Annotated in this window: 17 protein-coding genes; 10 read left to right on the top strand and 7 right to left on the bottom strand. The window is 70.6% G+C overall.

Translation table 11 applies throughout. The features are described from left to right. Nucleotides 1–69 precede the first annotated feature (69 nt). From ilvC to WME97_RS20520, 5 genes are all read left to right on the top strand, one after another. Complete coding sequence (ilvC, locus tag WME97_RS20500; protein WP_012236362.1) at nt 70–1083, top strand: ketol-acid reductoisomerase; 1014 nt, start codon at nt 70–72, stop codon at nt 1081–1083. Nucleotides 1084–1117: 34 nt separating this feature from the next. Next, the gene (locus WME97_RS20505) at nt 1118–2812 is read left to right on the top strand and encodes a 2-isopropylmalate synthase (protein ID WP_437554141.1); all 1695 of its coding nucleotides are present in this window, start codon (nt 1118–1120) and stop codon (nt 2810–2812) included. A gap of 83 nt (nt 2813–2895) precedes the next feature. Further along, nucleotides 2896–4542: a citramalate synthase gene (cimA, locus tag WME97_RS20510; RefSeq protein ID WP_437554143.1), complete on the top strand. Its 1647-nt coding sequence runs from the start codon at nt 2896–2898 to the stop codon at nt 4540–4542. Continuing rightward, on the top strand, nt 4539–5603 hold the full coding sequence (gene leuB / locus WME97_RS20515; RefSeq protein ID WP_437554146.1) for a 3-isopropylmalate dehydrogenase: 1065 nt from the start codon (nt 4539–4541) through the stop codon (nt 5601–5603). Before cimA ends, leuB begins: the two co-directional genes overlap by 4 nt. Before the next feature lie 916 nt (nt 5604–6519). After that, complete coding sequence (locus WME97_RS20520; protein WP_437554148.1) at nt 6520–7038, top strand: hypothetical protein; 519 nt, start codon at nt 6520–6522, stop codon at nt 7036–7038. Between the two features lie 707 nt (nt 7039–7745). Here WME97_RS20520 and WME97_RS20525 read toward each other — a convergent pair. Continuing rightward, nucleotides 7746–9401 carry a serine/threonine-protein kinase gene (locus WME97_RS20525; protein ID WP_437554150.1) on the bottom strand — a complete coding sequence of 552 codons (1656 nt, stop codon included), beginning with the start codon at nt 9399–9401 and terminating at the stop codon, nt 7746–7748. A gap of 438 nt (nt 9402–9839) precedes the next feature. On the opposite strand from WME97_RS20525, the gene dusB reads away from it, so the two are divergent. Next, nucleotides 9840–10826 (top strand): tRNA dihydrouridine synthase DusB, encoded by a 987-nt coding sequence (dusB, locus tag WME97_RS20530; RefSeq protein ID WP_437554152.1) that lies wholly within the window; start codon nt 9840–9842, stop codon nt 10824–10826. Between the two features lie 42 nt (nt 10827–10868). Here the strand turns inward: dusB and WME97_RS20535 are convergent, their stop codons facing one another. The 6 genes from WME97_RS20535 to WME97_RS20560 form a co-directional block, all read right to left on the bottom strand. Continuing rightward, the gene (locus WME97_RS20535) at nt 10869–12374 is read right to left on the bottom strand and encodes an HAD-IG family 5'-nucleotidase (protein WP_437554154.1); all 1506 of its coding nucleotides are present in this window, start codon (nt 12372–12374) and stop codon (nt 10869–10871) included. A 146-nt stretch (nt 12375–12520) separates the two neighbouring features. Then, nucleotides 12521–13084 (bottom strand): STAS domain-containing protein, encoded by a 564-nt coding sequence (locus tag WME97_RS20540; RefSeq protein WP_437554156.1) that lies wholly within the window; start codon nt 13082–13084, stop codon nt 12521–12523. Nucleotides 13085–13091: 7 nt separating this feature from the next. Beyond that, complete coding sequence (locus WME97_RS20545; protein ID WP_437554158.1) at nt 13092–13658, bottom strand: SpoIIE family protein phosphatase; 567 nt, start codon at nt 13656–13658, stop codon at nt 13092–13094. Then, nucleotides 13655–14230 carry an ATP-binding protein gene (locus WME97_RS20550; protein WP_437554160.1) on the bottom strand — a complete coding sequence of 192 codons (576 nt, stop codon included), beginning with the start codon at nt 14228–14230 and terminating at the stop codon, nt 13655–13657. Before WME97_RS20550 ends, WME97_RS20545 begins: the two co-directional genes overlap by 4 nt. Nucleotides 14231–14535: 305 nt before the next feature. Further along, on the bottom strand, nt 14536–15132 hold the full coding sequence (locus WME97_RS20555; RefSeq protein ID WP_437554162.1) for a hypothetical protein: 597 nt from the start codon (nt 15130–15132) through the stop codon (nt 14536–14538). Nucleotides 15133–15476: 344 nt separating this feature from the next. After that, on the bottom strand, nt 15477–15749 hold the full coding sequence (locus WME97_RS20560) for a hypothetical protein (RefSeq protein WP_437554164.1): 273 nt from the start codon (nt 15747–15749) through the stop codon (nt 15477–15479). A 124-nt stretch (nt 15750–15873) separates the two neighbouring features. Between WME97_RS20560 and WME97_RS20565 the strand changes: the two genes are divergently transcribed. The 4 genes from WME97_RS20565 to WME97_RS20580 all read left to right on the top strand — a co-directional run bounded on the left by WME97_RS20565 (nt 15874) and on the right by WME97_RS20580 (nt 18917). Then, on the top strand, nt 15874–16620 hold the full coding sequence (locus tag WME97_RS20565; RefSeq protein ID WP_437554166.1) for a nucleotidyltransferase family protein: 747 nt from the start codon (nt 15874–15876) through the stop codon (nt 16618–16620). Then, nucleotides 16617–17612 carry a GHMP family kinase ATP-binding protein gene (locus WME97_RS20570; RefSeq protein WP_437554168.1) on the top strand — a complete coding sequence of 332 codons (996 nt, stop codon included), beginning with the start codon at nt 16617–16619 and terminating at the stop codon, nt 17610–17612. Before WME97_RS20565 ends, WME97_RS20570 begins: the two co-directional genes overlap by 4 nt. 65 nt (nt 17613–17677) lie before the next feature. Then, complete coding sequence (locus tag WME97_RS20575; protein WP_012236377.1) at nt 17678–18298, top strand: D-sedoheptulose-7-phosphate isomerase; 621 nt, start codon at nt 17678–17680, stop codon at nt 18296–18298. 7 nt (nt 18299–18305) lie between these two features. Continuing rightward, the gene (locus tag WME97_RS20580; RefSeq protein ID WP_437554169.1) at nt 18306–18917 is read left to right on the top strand and encodes a D-glycero-alpha-D-manno-heptose-1,7-bisphosphate 7-phosphatase; all 612 of its coding nucleotides are present in this window, start codon (nt 18306–18308) and stop codon (nt 18915–18917) included. Nucleotides 18918–18990 lie beyond the last annotated feature (73 nt).

Genomic DNA, 18990 nt, shown 5'->3' on the forward strand with positions numbered 1-18990 from the left:
CGCGCGAGACGTGAACGACGTGAAGGACGGGAGCCGCGAGGTGCGGGTCCCGGTTGTAAGGAGAGAGAGATGGCTAAGATTTTTTACGATAACGACGCGGATCTTTCGCTCATCCAGAGCAAGAAGGTCGCGATCGTGGGCTATGGCTCCCAGGGGCACGCGCACGCGCTGAACCTGCGCGACAGCGGCGTCACGGTAATCGTCGCCCTGCCCGAGGGCAGCAAGAGCCGGCCCAAGGCGCAGGCCGCGGGGCTGCAGGTGGCCACGGTGTCCGAGGCCGCGAAGGCCGCCGACGTCATCATGATCCTCGCCCCCGACACGTCGCAGGCGCGCATCTACAACGAGCAGATCGCGCCGCACCTCGGCCCGGGCAAGACGCTCATGTTCGCGCACGGGTTCAACATCCGCTTCAACACGATCACGCCCCCCCCGTCGGTCGACGTGTCGATGATCGCCCCGAAGGGCCCCGGCCACCGGGTGCGCGAGACGTTCGAGGCCGGCGGCGGCGTCCCGGCCCTCCTCGCCGTCCACCAGGACGCGAGCGGCAAGGCGGAGGCCCAGGCGCTCGCCTACGCGAAGGGCATCGGCGCGACGCGCGCCGGGGTGCTCCTCACGACGTTCGCGGAGGAGACCGAGACCGACCTCTTCGGCGAGCAGGCGGTGCTCTGCGGCGGCGCGAGCGAGCTCGTGAAGGCCGGCTTCGAGACGCTCGTCAACGCCGGCTACCAGCCGGAGATCGCGTACTTCGAGTGTCTGCATGAGCTCAAGCTCATCGTCGACCTCATGTACCGCGGCGGCCTCAACTACATGCGGTACTCGATCAGCGACACCGCCGAGCACGGCGACTACGTGTCGGGCCCGCGGGTCATCACCGACAAGACGCGCGAGGAGATGAAGCGCATCCTCGCCGAGATCCAGAGCGGCGAGTTCGCGCGCAAGTGGATCGCGGAGAACGAGGCGGGCCGGCCGAAGTTCGAGGCGACGCGGGCGAAGGAGCGGGAGCAGCGGCTCGAGATCGTGGGCGCCAACCTGCGCAAGATGATGCCGTTCATCGATCCCGTCACCATCAAGCCCGGCGACTGAGCCTCTCCACTCGTGGGAGGCGGCGGAGAACACCATGCCTGAGATGATTGCGAATCAAGCGATGCCCCCGTCCGATTACGTCCGCATCTTCGACACGACGCTGCGCGACGGCGAGCAATCGCCGGGCGCGACGATGACATCGTCGGAGAAGCTCGAGATCGCGCTCGCGCTGGCGAAGCTCGGCGTCGACGTCATCGAGACGGGCTTCCCCGCCGCTTCCCCCGACGATCTGCTCGCCGTCCAGACGATCGCCGAGCGCGTGGGCGCGGCCGCGGTCCCCGGCCGCCCCGCCGCGACCCCGCCGATCATCTGCGCCCTCGCCCGCGCCACCAAGGTCGACATCGACAAGGCGTGGGAGGGCGTCGCCCGGGCCGCGCACCCCCGGATCCACACCTTCCTCGCCACGAGCGACATCCACCTCAAGCACAAGCTCCGGATGACCCGGGCCGAGGTGCTCGACCGCGTGCGGGCCATGGTCGCCTACGCGCGCGACCTGTGCGCCGACGTGGAGTTCAGCCCCGAGGACGCCGGCCGGAGCGAGCCGGAGTTCCTCTACCAGGTGCTCGAGGCCGCGATCGCCGCCGGGGCCACCACGCTGAACATCCCGGACACCGTCGGGTACACCATCCCGAGCGAGTTCGGCGCGCTCATCGCCGGGATCCGCAAGAACGTCCCGGGGATCGACCGCGCCATCGTCTCGGTCCACTGCCACAACGATCTCGGGCTCGCGACGGCCAACGCGCTGGAGGGCATCCGCGCGGGCGCGCGCCAGGCCGAGGTGACCATCAACGGCATCGGCGAGCGCGCCGGCAACACCGCGCTCGAGGAGATCGTCATGGCGCTCGCCACGCGCCGGGCCGTCTTCGGGCTGCGCACCGGGATCGACACGACCCAGATCGCCACCGTGAGCCGCCTCGTCAGCGCGGCCACGGGCTTCAACGTCCAGCCGAACAAGGCGATCGTCGGCGCCAACGCGTTCGCGCACGAGTCCGGCATCCACCAGGACGGGATGCTGAAGCACCAGGAGACGTACGAGATCATGCGGCCGGAGATGGTCGGGGTGACGCAGACCCGGCTCGTCCTCGGCAAGCACTCGGGCAGGCACGCGCTCCGCAACCGGCTGGAGGAGCTCGGCTACCACCTCGACGAGGCCCAGCTGGCGGCGGCGTTCGCCAGCTTCAAGGCGCTCGCGGACAAGAAGAAGCACGTCACCGATCCCGACATCGAGGCGATCGTCTCGACCACGCGGGCGCAGGCCGACGATCTCTACACGCTCGACGCGCTCCAGGTCGCCTGCGGGAGCACGGGCATGCCCACCGCCACCGTCCGCCTCCGCGGGCCGGACGGGGCGCTGCACGTCCGCGCCGCGATCGGCACCGGACCGGTGGACGCCGCCTACCGGGCGATCGACGAGATCGTCCGCGTGCCGAGCAGCCTCCTCGAGTTCTCGGTGCACGCGGTGACCGAGGGCATCGACGCGCTCGGCGAGGTGAGCGTCCGCGTCCGGGCGGACGCGACGTCGAGCAAGCGGCACCCGCAGCACGACGCCGCGGCGCGGGTCTTCCACGGCCACGGCGCTGACACCGACATCCTGGTGGCCAGCGCGAAGGCGTACCTCACCGCCCTGAACCGGCTCCTCGCGACCTACGGCGTCGAGCCCAAGGACGACGCGGCGGCGTCAGAGAGCAACCAGAGCGGCCACGGCGCCGCCGTCGAGACCGCGAGGTAGGGCCGTGCGCCGAGCGCAGGAGGCCCCCCAGGGGGGCGACGCGCTCGGCGACCCGATCTCGCTGCACAAGGAAGTCGAACCTTATGAATCCGCCTCATAACGGCGCGGAGCAGGGCGCCCGCCCCTCGGACCGCGTCGACGTCTACGACACAACGCTACGGGACGGCACCCAGCGCGAGGGCATCTCGCTCGCGTGCGAGGACAAGCTGCACATCGCGCGCCACCTCGACGCGTTCGGCCTGGCCTTCATCGAGGGCGGGTGGCCTGGCTCGAACCCGAAGGACGCGCAGTTCTTCGAGCGGGCGAAGGACATCGAGTGGAAGCACGCGAAGATCGCCGCGTTCGGCTCGACGCGCCGGGCCTCGCTGGCCCCCGAGGACGACCCCGGGCTGCGCGCGTTGCTCGCCGCCGGGACGAGCGTCTGCACGATCTTCGGCAAGAGCTCGGTCCAGCACGTGACGGCGGTGCTGCGCACGACGCTCGACGAGAACCTCCGGATGATCGAGGAGACCATCGCCTTCCTGCGCGCGCACGGCCGCCGCGTGATCTACGACGCCGAGCACTTCTTCGACGGGTTCGCGCTCGACCGGTCGTACGCGACCGAGACGCTGCGCGCCGCCGTGCGCGGCGGGGCGGAGGTGGTCACGCTCTGCGACACGAACGGCGGCTCGATGCCCTGGCAGATCGAGGCGGTCGTGGCCGAGATGAAGGCGGCGCTGCGCCACCCGCTCGGCATCCACGCCCACAACGACGGCGAGTGCGCGGTCGCCAACTCGATCGCCGCCGTGCGCGCGGGCGCCCGCCACGTCCAGGGCACCATCAACGGCTACGGCGAGCGCTGCGGGAACGCGAACCTCTGCGCGATCATCCCGAACCTGGAGCTGAAGCTCGACCTCCGGGCGCTCCCGGACGGGGCGCTCCGCGGGCTCACCGAGCTCTCGCACTACGTCGCCGAGGTGGCGAACCTCTCCCCCGACGATCACATGGCCTACGTCGGGCGGAGCGCCTTCGCGCACAAGGGCGGCGTGCACGTCGCGGCGATGCGGCGCGAGCCTGCGTCCTACCAGCACATCGATCCCGCGCTCGTCGGCAACGCGATGCGGACCGTGGTCAGCGAGCTGTCGGGCCGCGGCAACCTCCTCAGCAAGGCCGAGGAGTTCGGGCTCGAGGTGCCGACGGGCGCCGAGGTCGAGGTGCTGGAGCAGATCAAGGAGCGCGAGGCGCGCGGCTCGTCGTTCGAGGCGGCCGAGGCGTCGGTCGCGCTGCTGCTCCGCCGGAGCGCGCCGGGCTACAAGCCGCCGTTCCGGCTGCTCGACTTCAAGGTTATCGCGGGCCAGCGCGAGGGCGTCGGCACCTTCGCCGAGGCGATGATCAAGATCGCGGTCGACGACGAGGTGGTGATCACGGCGGCCGAGGGGTCCGGCCCTGTCAACGCGCTCGACGGCGCGCTCCGCAAGGCGCTCGCGCCCGTGTTCCCGGCCGTGCGTGACATCCAGCTCGTCGACTACAAGGTGCGTATCCTCGACGGGCGCGACGGCACCTCGGCGACGACGCGCGTGCTCATCAACAGCCGCGACGCGCACCGCCAGTGGAGCACCGTCGGCGCGTCGACGAACATCATCGATGCGTCCTGGCATGCGCTCGCGGACGGGATCGAGTATGGGCTCACGCTCGCAGCGAGAGAGCCACAGCAGTACACATCCACGTTGCCTGCCAGCGAGGTCGCATGAAGGCCAATATCGTTCTTTTGCCCGGCGACGGCATCGGCGTCGAAGTGGTCGCCGAAACCCGCGCCACCCTCGACGCTGTCGCCGCCCAGTTCGGCCACAGCTTCAGCTACTCGGAGCACCTCATCGGCGGGTGCGCCATCGACGCGACCGGCACGGCGCTGACGCAGGAGACGCTCGACGCGTGCCGCGCGGCGGACGCCGTCCTGCTCGGCGCCGTCGGCGGCCCCAAGTGGGACAACCCGAGCGCGAGCGTCCGCCCCGAGCAGGGGCTGCTCGCGCTGCGCCAGGGGCTCGGCCTGTACGCCAACCTGCGGCCGATCCGCCTGTTCCCCGAGCTCATCCAGGCCTCTCCCCTCAAGGCAGAGCGGCTCGCGGACGTCGACATCCTGGTCGTCCGTGAGCTGACGGGCGGGCTCTACTTCGGCAAGCCGCGCCTCCGCGAGGAGGTGAACGGGCGCCGGCGCGCGGTCGACACGCTCGAGTACACGGACGAGGAGATCCAGCGCGTCGTCGAGCTCGCGTTCCGCCTCGCGTCGTCGCGCAGGCGCCTCGTCACGTCCGTCGACAAGGCGAACGTCCTCGAGTCGTCGCGGCTCTGGCGCACGGTGGCGACCGAGGTCGCCGCCCGCCACCCGGAGATCCGCATCGAGCACCAGCTCGTCGACTCGTGCGCGATGCGGCTCATCACCGCGGCCGCGGCGTTCGACGTCATCGTCACCGAGAACATGTTCGGCGACATCCTGACCGACGAGGCCGCCGTGCTCGCCGGCTCGCTGGGGCTCTGCCCGAGCGCGTCGCTGGGCGATGGGACGCGCGGGGTTTACGAGCCGATCCATGGCTCGGCGCCCGACATCGCCGGCAAGGGGCTCGCCAACCCGATCGGGACGATCCTGAGCGCCGCGATGCTGCTCCGGCACTCGCTGCGGCTCGACAAGGAGGCGGCCGTGCTCGAGCGCGCGGTGGCGCAGGCCATCGCCGGCGGCGCGCGGACGGCAGACCTCGGCGGCAAGCTGTCGACCCAGGGGATGGGCGAGGCGGTCCGCGCGAAGCTCGCGGGCTGAGCGCCCCCTCCAGGCGGTCCCGGACGAGCCCCTCAACGGGGCTCGCCGCGCGCATTCGACGGCGCGATCGCGCTCTCCTCGCCCCCTTCCCTGCACGGCCATCGACGCGTGGACACAAGGCCCCTTCGCGGGCCGCTCCTATGCGTTGCACCCAGGCTGTCCAGTGCACCGCGTTCCTCGCTCGAATCCATCGCTCTTCGCACCCGGCCATCGACCAGGACGGGACGGCATGTGTCGTGGACGGGTCCGATGGTGGCCCTGGCGATCTCCTGTGCGAACCGCGGGAGCATGTGCTCCGGAGACGCAGTCGCGCGGATCTCCCCCATCACCCTTCACGCTGGAGATCCTGGCGGACGACACGGTCGCGCGAGCCGTCATGAAGCATCCTTCGCCGCGCGCCGCGCCTGCTGCGCGGAGGGGGCTCGGGGCTGGCGCCTGGCTGCTCCTTGCCATCCGCTCCATCTCCGTTGACCGAGCTGTTCGCGTTCCAGGACACCACCGCGGCAGCTGATGACGATGGGCCTCCTCGCACCCGGTCCTCGCTAGCGTCGCAGTCCGGCGAGCTCGCGCTCCTCTGCGCTGGCCCGCCAGAGCGATGACGCCGCGCCTGGCGCGCGAGATCTGCGAAGAGCGCGCGACGCCACCGGTGGACGTCGAGGGGCCGGTGAGCGCCGCGCGGCCGCGCCTCGCGCCCTCGCGGAGGGAGCGCGCGACACTTCCCTCTCCGCGCGCCGCCGGCCTCGCAGAAAGCGTCCATGGTGTCTCAGGTGTCCTTTATGGGGTAATCGACATCACCTCCCGAACACCACACATGATCGCGCGACGGGGGATCTCAGATCCCGCGTGTCAAAGCTCGTCACCATGACGGGCGATGACTCCATTCGACATGGATTGATGTGCACAGGAGAACGGGAACATGAGCCAATTGACGAAGTTCGCATCGCTCATCGCCCTCTCGACGGCCCTCTCCGCGGCCGGTTGCATGGCCGAGGCGACGACGTCGGACGCGCCCACCGACGACGTGATGAGCGAGACCGACGAGGCGAAGCAGGCCTTCCAGGCCGAGGAGACGGATTCCGCTGATCAGGAGTCGAGCGCGAATCCGGCGATGGACGAGAGCGCGGCGGACCCCAGCGCAGCAAGCGCCAGCGCGCCGGCCCCTGGCGCGCCCGATCTCGGCGCCCTGGACCCCAGCTCGCCGATCCCGGCTGGCGAGGAGGGCGTCGGCGAAAAGCCCGATGCGTCACGCTTCTGGGGTGGTTGGGGCGGCTGGGGCTGGAACCGGCCCTTCTGGGGCGGCTGGGGCTGGAACCGGCCCTTCTGGGGCGGCTGGGGCTGGAACCGGCCCTTCTGGGGCGGCTGGGGCTGGAACCGGCCCTTCTGGGGCGGCTGGGGCGGCGGCTGCGGCGGCTGGGGCGGCGGCTGCGGCTGGTAGGGCGCCGCGCTCGCTATCCCACGGCTACCCGCTTGACAGGGAGCCCTGCTGACGCCCGCTCCGCGCCTCTGAAACGGCTCCTCTGCGGCTCGGTCCTCGCCACGGCACGGCGCCGGCAAGAGGTCATGAGCGGACGATGAAGCGACGGGCCCCCTTTGAAAGGTCGAGGCTCCCTCACGCGGCCGCGGAGGGCGCCTCGACCGCTACCGAGGTGCCCCCGGATCGCCCGCACGGGTTGGCGAGCGGTCCGGGGCACCCGGGATCAGGCGTCGGCCTCGGCGAGGCTCGGGACGCGGCTTACGAGGAAGCGGGTCCTCGTGTAGCACCACCACATGCCCCCCATGCAGGTGAGATAAAAGGCGAAGAAGTCCATGAGCGCCGTCGTCGCCTTGATCGAGGCGCCTCACCGAGATCGGGGAGCTGCCGTCATGAAACATGGCGACTCGGAGCGGCCGAGGCCCGATCAACTCACGCTCAACATCGGTCCTCGCTCATCAGATTGAACGATCCAAAACCGGAGTTTTTCGTGTGTTTTTGATCCGTTTCGACACGCTTTTCCAGCGCAGAGTCGATATAGGGGATGATCCGAGATCGGAGCTTCTCGTGTGTTTCCGATCCGTGTCGATGCGCTGCTACCATCTGGCGTCGATATCGCGCGCGGTGGCCGGCACGGCGGAGGCCGCGCGCGGCGCGACGGCGCGCTGGCTCTATCGAGCGGAGGCCGTCCGCGTCGAGCCCCCGCGCGCCGCGGTGGGGCGCTCGGGCGGCGCTTCCGGGCGGCCGAGCTTCTCCGCGCGCTCGGTCACCCAGAAGCGCTCCGCGTCGGCCGCGGTCCAGGCAGACTCGTCGAGCAGCGGGAGGAGCGCATCGGACAGCGCCCGCGCGCTCTGGAAACGGTGGCGCGGGTCCTTGGCGAGGCACCGCAGGACGAGGCGGTCGACCGCGCGAGGGACGGTCGGGCCGCGCCGCACCGACGGCGCGAGGGGCGCCTTCGTCATGTGGGCGGCGAAGAGCTGCCCCGACGACGAGCCCTCGAACGGCAGCTCCCCGGTGAGCAGGAAGTAGAGCGTGCCCCCGAGCGAGTAGATGTCGCTGCGCGCATCCGCCCGATCGCCGCGACACACCTCCGGTGCCATGTAGGCGGGCGTCCCGCAGAGCATGCCGCTGTTCGTGAGCTCGGCGTCGCGGCCGCCCTCGACCATCCGCGCGACGCCGAAGTCGAGCAGCTTGAGGAAGTCGTGATCGTCGCCAACGCGGGTGACGAAGAGGTTCTGCGGCTTGATGTCCCGGTGGATGATCCCGGCCTCGTGCGCCTCGATGAGCGAGCGGCAGGCCTGCAGGGCGAAGCGCAGGGCGCGCGCCACGGGCATGGGGCCGTAGCTGCGCACGATCGCGGCGAGATCGGCCCCGCGCAGGTGCTCCATGGCGATGTAGTAGATGCCGTCGTCGCTCGCTCCGAAGTCGAAGATCCGGATGGTGTGAGGATCGCTGAGCTTGCTCGCCGCGTGCGCCTCTTGCTCGAAGCGCTTCGGCACCGCCGGGTCCGGCGCGTCCCGCGTCCTCAGGAGCTTGAGGGCGACGTCGCGGTGGAGCGTCTCGTCCCACGCGAGCCAGACCTCGCTCATCCCCCCTTTGCCGATCGGCGCCTCGAGCCGGTACCTGCCCAGCTTGCGCGCCTGATAGACCTGCTGCTGTGCGGCCCACACGACGTGGCTCGACAGCGCCCCGATCACCCCCGAGGCAGGGACGAAGATGTAATGGCTCGCGGCCGTGAGCAGCGTCGTCGGATCGAGCCACGCCGCCTGGATGGACGGGGAGAAGATCGCGGCGATGCCCATGGTCGCCGGGAAGGCGAGGAACATCGTCGCGGAGGCGAGGAGCGCCTTGCTGAACGGCGCGGGCACGAGCGCCGTGCGGAGCAGCACGACGATGGAGAGCCCGTGCATGTACGCGCTCGTCAGGCCGCCGAAATCGAGCGCCATCAGCGAGATGAAGATCGCGGCGGTGAGGAACGCGGCCTCGTACCCGAGGAGCACGACGCGCCCCGAGAGCGTCGGGCGCCCCGAGAGCCGGTACACGGCGAGGGAGAGCGCCTGCTCGACGACGCGCAGGACGATGCAGCGCCACACCGGCGCCGCGGGGTACAGCACGGTCGCCATGAACACGTCGACAAGCGTGAACGCCGGCCATATCCAGAGCGCGACCCGGAAAGCGCGCCGGACCGCGCGCCGGACGCTCTCCGTGTCGTGGGCGCCCGGAGCGGTGCGCCGCGTGCCGAGCGGGCGAGTCTCGCGCTCTCTGAGCGTGCGCGCCGCGGCCGAGCGCTCAGCGCGGAGAGCCTCTCGGAGCAGCGCACGCTTCATGGCAATCTCGAGGGTCGCCAGAGCCACGCCGAACGTCAAGCGAGCGTTGTTGGCTTCTCGTGCGGCAGGTTTCCTCGGCCACGATGCCGGGCTGCGCTGCCCGCCGTCTCCCACCCCGGATGTCGTACCAACATGACCGTTCGCCGCCCCACATGCCGTGTTCGTCCGCCGTGCACACACATGCCCGTGAGGTCATGAATCCTGTCAGCGCCTCGGGGGAGCGGCGTGGCGGCACGCCGAGGCGCGGCGAGGTGACCGGGGCGGCTGGGGCCTCGGGTCTCGCTCGTCGCCTTGGCCGCCGGCCCGCGGCGCCGGTCAGGCGAAAGGCGCCGCTCGCGCCTCGGCGCCGCGGGCTCGAGCTCAGCGGGCCCCTTACGCCTCGGGCCACGGCGGTCGCCCTGGTCAACCGGCCGGATCCATGCTTGAAAGCTCGCCACTGTGCCGCTCTCGCCCGAAAGCTTTCGCCGGCTGTTCGCAAGCCGCCCCGTCGTCCTCGCGCCCATGGAGGACGTGACGGACGCCGTGTTCCGCCGCATCGGCCGGGAGCTCGGCGCCGAGCTGTGCGTGACGGAGTTCGTCAATGTCGAGGGGCTACTGCGCGGGTGCAAGACCGCGCGGCGCAAGCTCGACCTGGCCGACGGCGACCAGCCGACGGCGATCCAGATCTACGGGGCCAACCCGGAGCGCCTCGCCGAGGCCGCGCGCGTCGCCGAGCAGGCCGGACCGGCGTTCCTGGATATCAACTGCGGCTGCTGGGTGCCGAAGATCGCCGGACGAGGCGCGGGCGCGGGCTGGCTCCGCGATCCGGAGGCGATGGTGGCGATGGCCCGCCTCGTGACGCGCTCGGTCGCGCTCCCGGTCACCGTGAAGACGCGCATCGGCTGGGGACCGGAGTCCCATATGCCGATCGTCGACCTCGCGCGCCGCCTCGAGGACACCGGCGTCGCCGCGCTCACGATCCACTGCCGCACGGCCCAGATGGGGCACAGCGGCGCTGCCGACTGGAGCTGGGCCGCCCGGGCGCGCGAGGTCGTGTCCATCCCTGTCGTGGTGAACGGCGACATCAAGACCGCCGACGACGCGGCCCGCGCTCTCCGCGAGACGGGCTGCGCCGGCGTGATGGTCGGCCGCGCCGCCATCGACCACCCCTGGATCTTCCGCGAGGCCCGGGCCCTCCTCGACGATGGCGTGCACCTCCCGCCGCCGACGGCCGAGGAGCGGCTCGCCCTGTGCCGCGCGCACCTCATCGCGAACACCGAGGCGCGCGGCGAGCCGCACGGCGTGCGCGTGACCCGGCGCCACCTGACCGGCTATCTCCGCGGCCTCCCCGGCGCGTCGGCCCTCCGGCGCGAGCTGCTCTTCTGCGACAGCCTGTCGGGGTGCCTCGACATCCTCGACAGCGCCGCGCAGCGGCTCGCGGCCTGAGGCGCGGCAGCCCGAGGCGTGGCAGGCCGGCGGCGGCGCCGCCTACATGCCCACGGGCGTCGCGTCGTCGACCGGCGCGGGCTCGCCGTTCTGCCGCTCGGCGCCCGGCGGCGCGCCCATGGGATCGTGCGGCAGGCTCCCGCGGTGCGAGCGGAGCAGCACGTGAGGCGTCGCCAGGAGGAAATTGGAGACGCGGGACGTGTAGATGTCCGCCGAGCGCTCGATCTGCCGGGCCAGGTGGCTCTTGTCGTTGCCCGTGCGGAGGAGCAGCCCCCACCTCGGGTTCAACGTCTCGGCCGACGCCTTCGCGAGCGGCGCGATCCGCGCGTCGAGCGCCGCGAGGCTCGCCTTGAGCTCGTTCATCTTCGCCTGGATCTCGCCCTCCGTCGCCCCGGCCACCGGCCCGTAGCCGGCGCGCATCCGCTGGAGCTCCAGGCGCAGCCTGGCATAGACGCGCTCCGCGTCCTCCTTCTCCCGCATCCAGAGATCGAGGCGCGCCTCGGCCCCGCGCGCCTCCTCGATCGCGAGGATCTCGTCCTCGAGCTCCCGGATGATGAGCGCCGTCCGCCACCGCAAGGCGCTCTTCGACACATGCACATCCCCATAGATGTGATCGCCGATGTAGAGGATCTCGTCGCCGGACAGCCCCAGGTGGTGCTCGACGAGCCCCGCGTTGCCGCCCAGGTAGTGCCCGCCCACGCGCAACCGGCCGGCCGGGCGCAGGAGGCCATCCTCCGTGACCACCTCGAAGAGCGGGCTGCGGCTCGAGAAGAACTCCGGCTTCCGCGCGGAGACGATGACCACGTCGAACAGGTCGCGCCACGTCATGCCCCCCGGCAGGAAGCGGTCGAACGCGTAGCTCATCATCGCGCGCGTGTAGACCCACTCCGAGTTCGTGATCAGGACGAGCTTCTTGCCCGCCTCCCGCTGGTCGAGCAGCGTGAGCGGGATCTCCGGATCGAGCAGCACGAACCGCTCCGGATCCCCGATGATCTCGGCCTTCAGCTGCCCCTCCATGTGCGTCGCGTCGAGGCGATCCTTCACGCGGCGATAGAGGTCGCTGTAGCCGAGCACCTCGGGCAGCCGGCGCTGATCGAGCAGATCGACCAGCTTCGCGTACATGCACCCCTCCGACAGAGAGAAGAGCGTGTTCAGGAAGACGTAGCGCCCGTCCGCGAGGTCGACGATCGTCCGCGCGTAGGTCGCGCGCTGGGTCTCGAAGTCGATCGGCTTCGTTCCGTGGAAGGCCCGCTTCACGTAGCCGAACCGATTCACCTTGAGCAGATTGCCGAGCTCGGTGTCCAGGATGAGCCCTCGGATCACGAGGTCCGGCTCGAACGTCAGGTCCCCGACCGGCCAGCCCTCGCTCTCCAGGAGATGCCGGAGGTGCTCATAGGCCCGACGCTCCCACGCCTCCACACGGTAGTGGATCAGCGTGTAATCCATGTCGTATCCGATCGCCTTGATCGAACGGAGATTCAGCGTCCGGTTGCAGAAGATCCCCCGCTGCTTGGGCGGCGGGGCGGCGAGGCAATCCAGCTTGTCCATGGTGATCGCCCGGAGAGCGGTCGTGAGGCATACCAGGGACCCACGGCGTTGCCCACCCGGACAATCACCGTCACCCCGCCGTCAGGAGGGCGCGTTCGGCGTGTCGATGTCGTCGTAGACGTAGACGCGCACGCGCGCGCGCGTCCTCAGCGGCGCCTGAGCCGGCTCTTCGCGCTCTGCCGCCGATCGATGCTCGTCGTGGGCCGCGCGGACCGCCCGTTCGTCGGCGCTCGGCGGGAGTCGCCGCGGTCGTCCGCCTCCCACCCGTCGTCTTCCTCGTCTTCCTCGTCCTCGTCGTCGAACAGGTCGTCGTCGTCCTCGTCGTCGTCCTCGTCGCGCGCCTCGGCCCGGCGCACCTCGAGCCCGAGCATCGTGAGCGCCTGCTCGAGCGTCAGCGCCGTCTTCACGGCCTCGAGCTCGACCCCCATGGCCTGGAGCGTCATCGCTATCTCGGGGCTCAACCCGGACAGGATGGTCGGTGTGCCCATGAGCCGCGCAGCGGAGGCCAGGTTCGAGAGCACCGCGCACAGGTGGCTATCCATGATCCAGACGGCCGTGAGATCGATGACCAGCCCCTTCGCGCCGCTCTCATGGATGGCCCGCAGCACCTCGGTGTTCAGCTGCTCCGCGAGGTCATCGGTCACGTCCCCCTGGATGGGCACCAGGATCCGGTCCCACAGGTTGATGATGGGAAGGCGCTTGAGCTCCATGGTCATCCTAAGGTTCGATGTCAGCGATCAAGACCGTTGAGTCATCGTGCGAGCGCCGGTGTCGGCTCATGAGGGCGCGGCAGGCATCCGCGGCCTTCATTCCACGAAACAGCGATAGATCGAAGCGAGGGGAGACCCCGTCGGTGAACACGACGAGCCGGTCGCCCCGCGCGAGCTGCGCATCGAAGATCCGGACCTTGCTGAGCGATGCGCCGAGGATGCCCGGGCTCTGGAGCCACTGCACGCGCGTGCCGTACGACATCAGCTCGACGTTGCCGATGCCGCAGCCCTGGAGCCGCCCCTCCCGGAAGCGACAGATCATGCCGGCGGCGCCGCGGGTGCCGCGGAGCCGCACGTGGAGACGATCGATGAGGGCGCGGACGTCCTCGCCGCTCGGCGCGTCGGCGAGCGTCTTGAGCGCGACGTTCGCCGCGGCCGCCGCGTGCTCGCCGTGGCCGAGGGCGTCGATGACCGCAAAGAGGACGCCGTCTTCCCCGGCCCGCACGAACGCGGCGTCGCCGCTCACGAGCTCTCCGTCCTTGGGGAGGATCGCGTACTCCACGGAGAGCTTCACAGGTGGACCTCGATCTCCACCCGCGTGCCCTTCGGCCCCGAGTCGATATGAAAGCGATCGGCCAGCCGCTTGACCCCGATGATGCCGCGCCCCATACCGGTCTTGCTCTTGTAGCGCCCGGCGAGGATCTCCTGCAGGTTCTGGATGCCTGCGCCCTCATCCACGGCGACGATGAGGAAGCGGACCGGGCTGTCGCGCTGCACCGCGAGTTCGATCGTCCCGCCAGGGGTATAATGGACGATATTTCGCGCGAGCTCGCTGACGATGGTCGCGACCTTGTGCGACGTGAAGCTCTTTGCGCCGGCCGCATCGCAAACGGCCTTCGCGCTCAGGCGCGCCTCGCTGATGTCGGCCTCCACGTTGATGACCATGACCTTCGAGCGCCGCGAAGGTCGTTCGCCGCCAATCGCCGAAATTTCCGACCGGAGCCGACCGAGCCGCGTCGGATCCACATAGAGGCGGGCTCGGCGCTCGATGCTCGGAAGGATGTCGGGGAGGTCGTCGAGCGAGAACGCCTCGGGCTGGATCTCCGCCTCCCGCATGGCCCGGAGCAGGACTCCCTCTGCGTTCATCGCCGAGAGATAGCCGAGCAGGACGTTGAGAATCTGTTCGTGCGCGGGAGTCATCCGGAAAGCGCCTGGACCGGCAGGGTACCGGGGCCCCGGGTCCGCGTCGAGTGCGCGGCGACGGCATCGCCGGGTTCGCCAGCTGTGAGGCGGAAACCGCCGAGCTCCGGCCGGACAGCGCCAGCAGGGCTCGCTCGGTCCATCACCCGCATCGCGCAGGGCATCGACCGGCCCGTGCCCGCGCCGACCGGACGGCCTACGGCCGGCTCCAGGCAACGCTCGTGCCTGGCTGACCGGCCCACCGTGGTCGCTCAGGCCGGGTAGTACGACGCCTGGCCTTGACGCAGCTCCTCGGTGATCTTGTTCTCCGCAAGGAGCTTCTTGAGCGGCTCCTGGAGCTCCGCCGCAGGGGTCCCCATCGCCAGCGCAAGGTCGTCGATCCCTTGCCCAGGCTCGATCTCCACATGGGCGAGCAGCGCCTCGGCGATCTCGTCCCCGGAGCTCCCGGACGACAGGCTCGCCTGGCTCGCGGGGTTCACCGGGCTCGCCGGAGCGGCCTGTTCGGCGGCTTTCGCGGGGGCCGTGACGGCGGGCGCCGGGGTGCGCGCGGCGCGCGACTTCGGCGCAGCGACGGCCGCACGCGCGCCACCTCCGCTCGTCCGCGGCGCGGCAGCCTTCTTGCGCGACGCAGCGCGCGTCGGCTTCTTGGGCGACGGGGCGCTGCGGGGAGGCGCGGCCGGGCGGCTCGGCGCCGGAGCGCGCTCGCCCTTGCGGACCGGCTTGGCGGGAGTCGCGGCCGGCCCGGTCGATATCCCAGCGGCGCTGATGTCGACTTGCAGGTACCGCCCAGCGGTCCGGAGAACGTCCTTACGGACCAGCGCTCTCAGGCCCTCCAGGAACTCGGCCACGGAAGCACGAATCTCATTCTCGATCTCGACATCGGATATCACGCTGCCGCCGTCTCATGAATCCCTCGGAATGTCAACGTCTTCCACGCACAGTGGCCCGCACCGGCCGGAGAAACCAGGTGTTCCTGCGCCGGTCGGCGCTCGCGACCGGACGCCGGATCCCTGGCTGGGGCCGCGCGCGTCCAGTGTGAATTTGCCGTTTTATCAAATGAAATGCTGGCAAGATCTGAAACGCATCGAGAGATCATGTCGGGCCCCTCCGTCCGCACGCATGGGCCTCGCGCTCGGGCAGAGATCGACTCGCCGCTCACGGCCGCGCCAGGGTGGCGGCGCTGTGGGTATGCTCAAGCGGCCTTGACGGCGCGGAGCGACGCGCGGCGCAACGGGCGGAGCTGCGACGCCGCAAAGGCCGCGCCGAGGGCGAGCCCGCGGAGCGTCAGCCGCATGCAGAGGACGTCGAGATACCCCTCGCGGTGCAGGGCGGTGATCGCCCGGCGAACGTCGGTCCGACGCACCTGAAGGGCCGTGGTCAATGTGTCGAGGTTCACCGTCTTGCCCTCGCTCTGGAGGGCAACCAGCGTCCGGAGGAGATGCGGAGCGAGGTCCTTGTTGGTCATGGCGCGCACCGTAAACCGCCTCCTGAACGGCCGTACAGTTTGTGGCGACGTTTTTCTCCCAGTCGCCTGCGGGGAGCGCTGGAGACGCCCCGAAGGCGACCGTCGTCTATGGTAGGCCCTCCCCGTGCACGCCGACGCCTCACCTCCTCAAGCCGTGATCCTCGCCGGCGGACTCGGCACCCGGATGCGCCCCTGGACGGAGCGCACCCCGAAATTCCTTCTGCCCGTGGCCGGGCGGCCGTTCGGGGCGTGGCTCCTCGAGCGGCTCGCCGCAGCGGGCTTTGGTGAGGTGGTCCTCTGCGTGGGTCACCTCGGCGACGCCGTTCGACGGGCGATGGGCGATCGGTTCGCGGGACTGCCGCTCCATTATGCCGACGACGGCCCCGATCTCCTGGGCACGGCCGGCGCGCTGCGCCGCGCGCTGCCCCAGCTGGCTCCAGTGTTCCTCATGACCTACGGCGACTCCTACCTCCCCTTCGACTACCTGGCCCCGCTCCGGGACCTCTGCACACACCCCGGCGCGCTCGGCACGATGGCCGTGTACCGGAACGAGGGTCGGTTCGATGCGTCGAACGCCGCGGTCTCGGGCGACCTGGTGGTGCGTTACGAGAAGCGGCGCGCGGGCGCGGCGCCCGACCCTGCGCTCGACCACATCGATTACGGTGCCACCGCGCTCCGCCGTGAGGTCGTCGAGGCGCTGCCAGCCGACGCGCCGCTCGGCTTCGAGGTGGTGCAGCGCGACCTCGCGGCGCGCGGCCTCCTCCGGGCCTTCGCGGTCGCGGCGCGCTTCCACGAGATCGGCTCGGAGCAGGGCCTCCGCGATCTCGAGGCCGCCCTCACGACCGCGACCGCGACGGAGGAGCGGGGATGATCGTCTCTCGCGCCCCGGTCCGCTTCTCCCTCGGCGGCGGCGGGACCGATCTGCCCGCGTACTCCGGCCACTTCGGCGGCTACCTCGTGTCGGCCGCCATCGACAAGTACATCTATGTGACGGCCAACAAGCGCTTCCACCGGGACATCCGCCTCGCGTACTCCAAGACCGAGATCGTCCCCTCGGTCGACGCGATCGAGCACCCGATCTTCCGGGAAGCGCTCCGGATGCTGGGAATCGAGCACTCGATCGAGCTCACGAGCGTCGCGGATCTCCCCGCGAACTCGGGCCTCGGCTCGTCGAGCTCGTTCACGGTCGCCCTCCTCAACGCCCTGCACACGTACAAGCGCGACTTCGTGTCGTCCGAGCAGCTCGCTCGCGAGGCCTGCTCCATCGAGATCGAGCGCCTCGGAGAGCCGATCGGCAAGCAGGACCAGTACATCGCCGCCTATGGCAACGTCACGGCGTTCACGTTCTCTCCGGACGGCTCGGTGCACGTCGAGCCCGTCCCGGTCCGCGACGAGGTGCTGGACGAGCTCGAGAGCAACCTGCTCATCGTGTGGAGCGGCGTCGAAAGGCCGGCCAGGATCGTGCTCTCGGAGCAGGGCCGGCGGCTGCAAGACCTGGAGCCCGCGGTGGTCGAGCGGATGCACCGCATCAAGGAGATCGGCCGCGACGTGCACCGCATCCTCGTCACGGGCAGGCTCGACGATTACGGCGAGCTCCTCCACGCCCACTGGACCCAGAAGCGTAAGCTCGCGTCCAAGATGACCGACGAGGTCCTCGACGAGATCTACGAGCTCGCTCGAGGCGCTGGGGCGCTCGGCGGCAAGCTGATGGGGGCCGGCGGCGGGGGCTTCTTCATGTTCTACGTCCGACCGGCGGAGCGGCGCCGGGTGCTGGAGGCGCTCGCCGCGAAGGGCCTGCGCGTCCTGCGCTTCCGCTTCGATCTCGACGGCGCGCGCATCGTCGCGAACCTGCACCGATCGTGAGCGGGCGCGCCGGCGCACCCCTCCTGCTGGGCATTTCAGCGGGACTCTGGCTATAGATCGGCCCTATGCCTCAGAGCACGCACGACTTCGTCGAAAAGTACCTCCGCGAGACGTCCGAGATCGCCCTCGCGACGAGCCCCGACGACATGGCTCGCGTCATCGAGATCCTCTTCGATGCGTACCGGAGCGATCGCACCATCTACACGTGCGGCAACGGCGGCTCGGCGGCCAACGCGAGCCACCTCGCCTGCGACATCGCCAAGTTCACGTGGGTCGATGGCAAGCGGCGCTTCAAGTGCACCTCGCTCTGCGACAACGCAGCGCTCCTCAGCGCCCTCACCAACGACGTCGGCTTCAACCGGATCTTCCTCGAGCAGCTCGACGGCCGTATGGTCGCGGGCGACGTGCTCGTGTGCCTGAGCGTGCACGGCGGCTCGGGCGCCGATCGCGCCGGCCCATGGTCGCAGAACCTCGTCGCCGCCGCGGATTTCGCGAAGAAGACGGGGGCCAAGGTGGTCGCGCTCGTCGGCTACGACGGCGGCGCCCTGCGCCAGATGGCCGACGCCAGCGTGATCGTGCCGAGGACGCGGGCGGGCTACACGTCGACGCCGCACGTGGAGGGTTTCCACGAGGTCTACCACCACCTCATCTGCGAGCGGCTCCTCCAGCTCGTGGCCGAGAGCTGAGCCCCGCGTGGCGAGGCGCGGGATCCTGTTCGACCGCGACGGTACGCTCATCGACGTGGTGCGCGATCACGAGCTCGGCGTCGTCGTGACGGCGTTTCATCCGGATCAGATCCGCCTCCTCCCCGGCGCGATCGAGGGCCTGCGGCGCCTGGCGGACGCGGGGTTCCTGCTGGCGATCGCGACCAACCAGCCGGGCGCGGCGAAGGGCCAGGTCCCGTGGGGGGCGATCGAGCGCACGAACCGCGCGCTCGTCGATCGCCTCCGCGAGGCCGGCGTCGCGATCGCGGCGCTCGCGGTGTGCCCTCACCACCCCGAGGGCGGGCCGGGCGGCGATGCGGCGCTCATCGGCCCGTGCGATTGCAGGAAGCCCAAGCCGGGCATGCTCACGGCGCTCGCGCGCGATCTCGATCTCGACGTCGCGGCGAGCTGGATGATCGGCGACGCGCCGAGCGACGTGGCGGCCGCGCGCGCGGCGGGCATGCGGGCGGGCCTCGTCATGGATGGACGCCGCTGCGAGCTGTGCCCGCTCCGCGGCGAGGCTGGTCTCCCCTGCCCCGATCGCGCGGCGCCGCGCCTCGATCTCCTCGCCGCCGAGATCCTCGCCGAGCCGCGCGGCTAGCGGGCTCTGGCGCGCCACGCCGTGCCGCGCCGCGCCGCGACGCCGATAGCCCGCGCTCGGCGTGCTACCGTCC

The sequence above is a fragment of the Sorangium sp. So ce367 genome, from assembly GCF_051520455.1.
Taxonomy (GTDB): domain Bacteria; phylum Myxococcota_A; class Polyangia; order Polyangiales; family Polyangiaceae; genus Sorangium; species Sorangium cellulosum_B.

What these genes read in the sequence shown, in the direction of transcription:
- ilvC (WP_012236362.1), top strand. Translation starts at nt 70, where the DNA reads ATGGCTAAGATTTTTTACGATAACGACGCGGATCTTTCGCTCATCCAG.
- WME97_RS20505 (WP_437554141.1), top strand. Translation starts at nt 1,118, where the DNA reads ATGCCTGAGATGATTGCGAATCAAGCGATGCCCCCGTCCGATTACGTC.
- cimA (WP_437554143.1), top strand. Translation starts at nt 2,896, where the DNA reads ATGAATCCGCCTCATAACGGCGCGGAGCAGGGCGCCCGCCCCTCGGAC.
- leuB (WP_437554146.1), top strand. Translation starts at nt 4,539, where the DNA reads ATGAAGGCCAATATCGTTCTTTTGCCCGGCGACGGCATCGGCGTCGAA.
- WME97_RS20520 (WP_437554148.1), top strand. Translation starts at nt 6,520, where the DNA reads ATGAGCCAATTGACGAAGTTCGCATCGCTCATCGCCCTCTCGACGGCC.
- WME97_RS20525 (WP_437554150.1), bottom strand. Translation starts at nt 9,401, where the DNA reads ATGAAGCGTGCGCTGCTCCGAGAGGCTCTCCGCGCTGAGCGCTCGGCC.
- WME97_RS20535 (WP_437554154.1), bottom strand. Translation starts at nt 12,374, where the DNA reads ATGGACAAGCTGGATTGCCTCGCCGCCCCGCCGCCCAAGCAGCGGGGG.
- WME97_RS20540 (WP_437554156.1), bottom strand. Translation starts at nt 13,084, where the DNA reads ATGGAGCTCAAGCGCCTTCCCATCATCAACCTGTGGGACCGGATCCTG.
- WME97_RS20550 (WP_437554160.1), bottom strand. Translation starts at nt 14,230, where the DNA reads ATGAACGCAGAGGGAGTCCTGCTCCGGGCCATGCGGGAGGCGGAGATC.
- WME97_RS20560 (WP_437554164.1), bottom strand. Translation starts at nt 15,749, where the DNA reads ATGACCAACAAGGACCTCGCTCCGCATCTCCTCCGGACGCTGGTTGCC.
- WME97_RS20570 (WP_437554168.1), top strand. Translation starts at nt 16,617, where the DNA reads ATGATCGTCTCTCGCGCCCCGGTCCGCTTCTCCCTCGGCGGCGGCGGG.
- WME97_RS20575 (WP_012236377.1), top strand. Translation starts at nt 17,678, where the DNA reads ATGCCTCAGAGCACGCACGACTTCGTCGAAAAGTACCTCCGCGAGACG.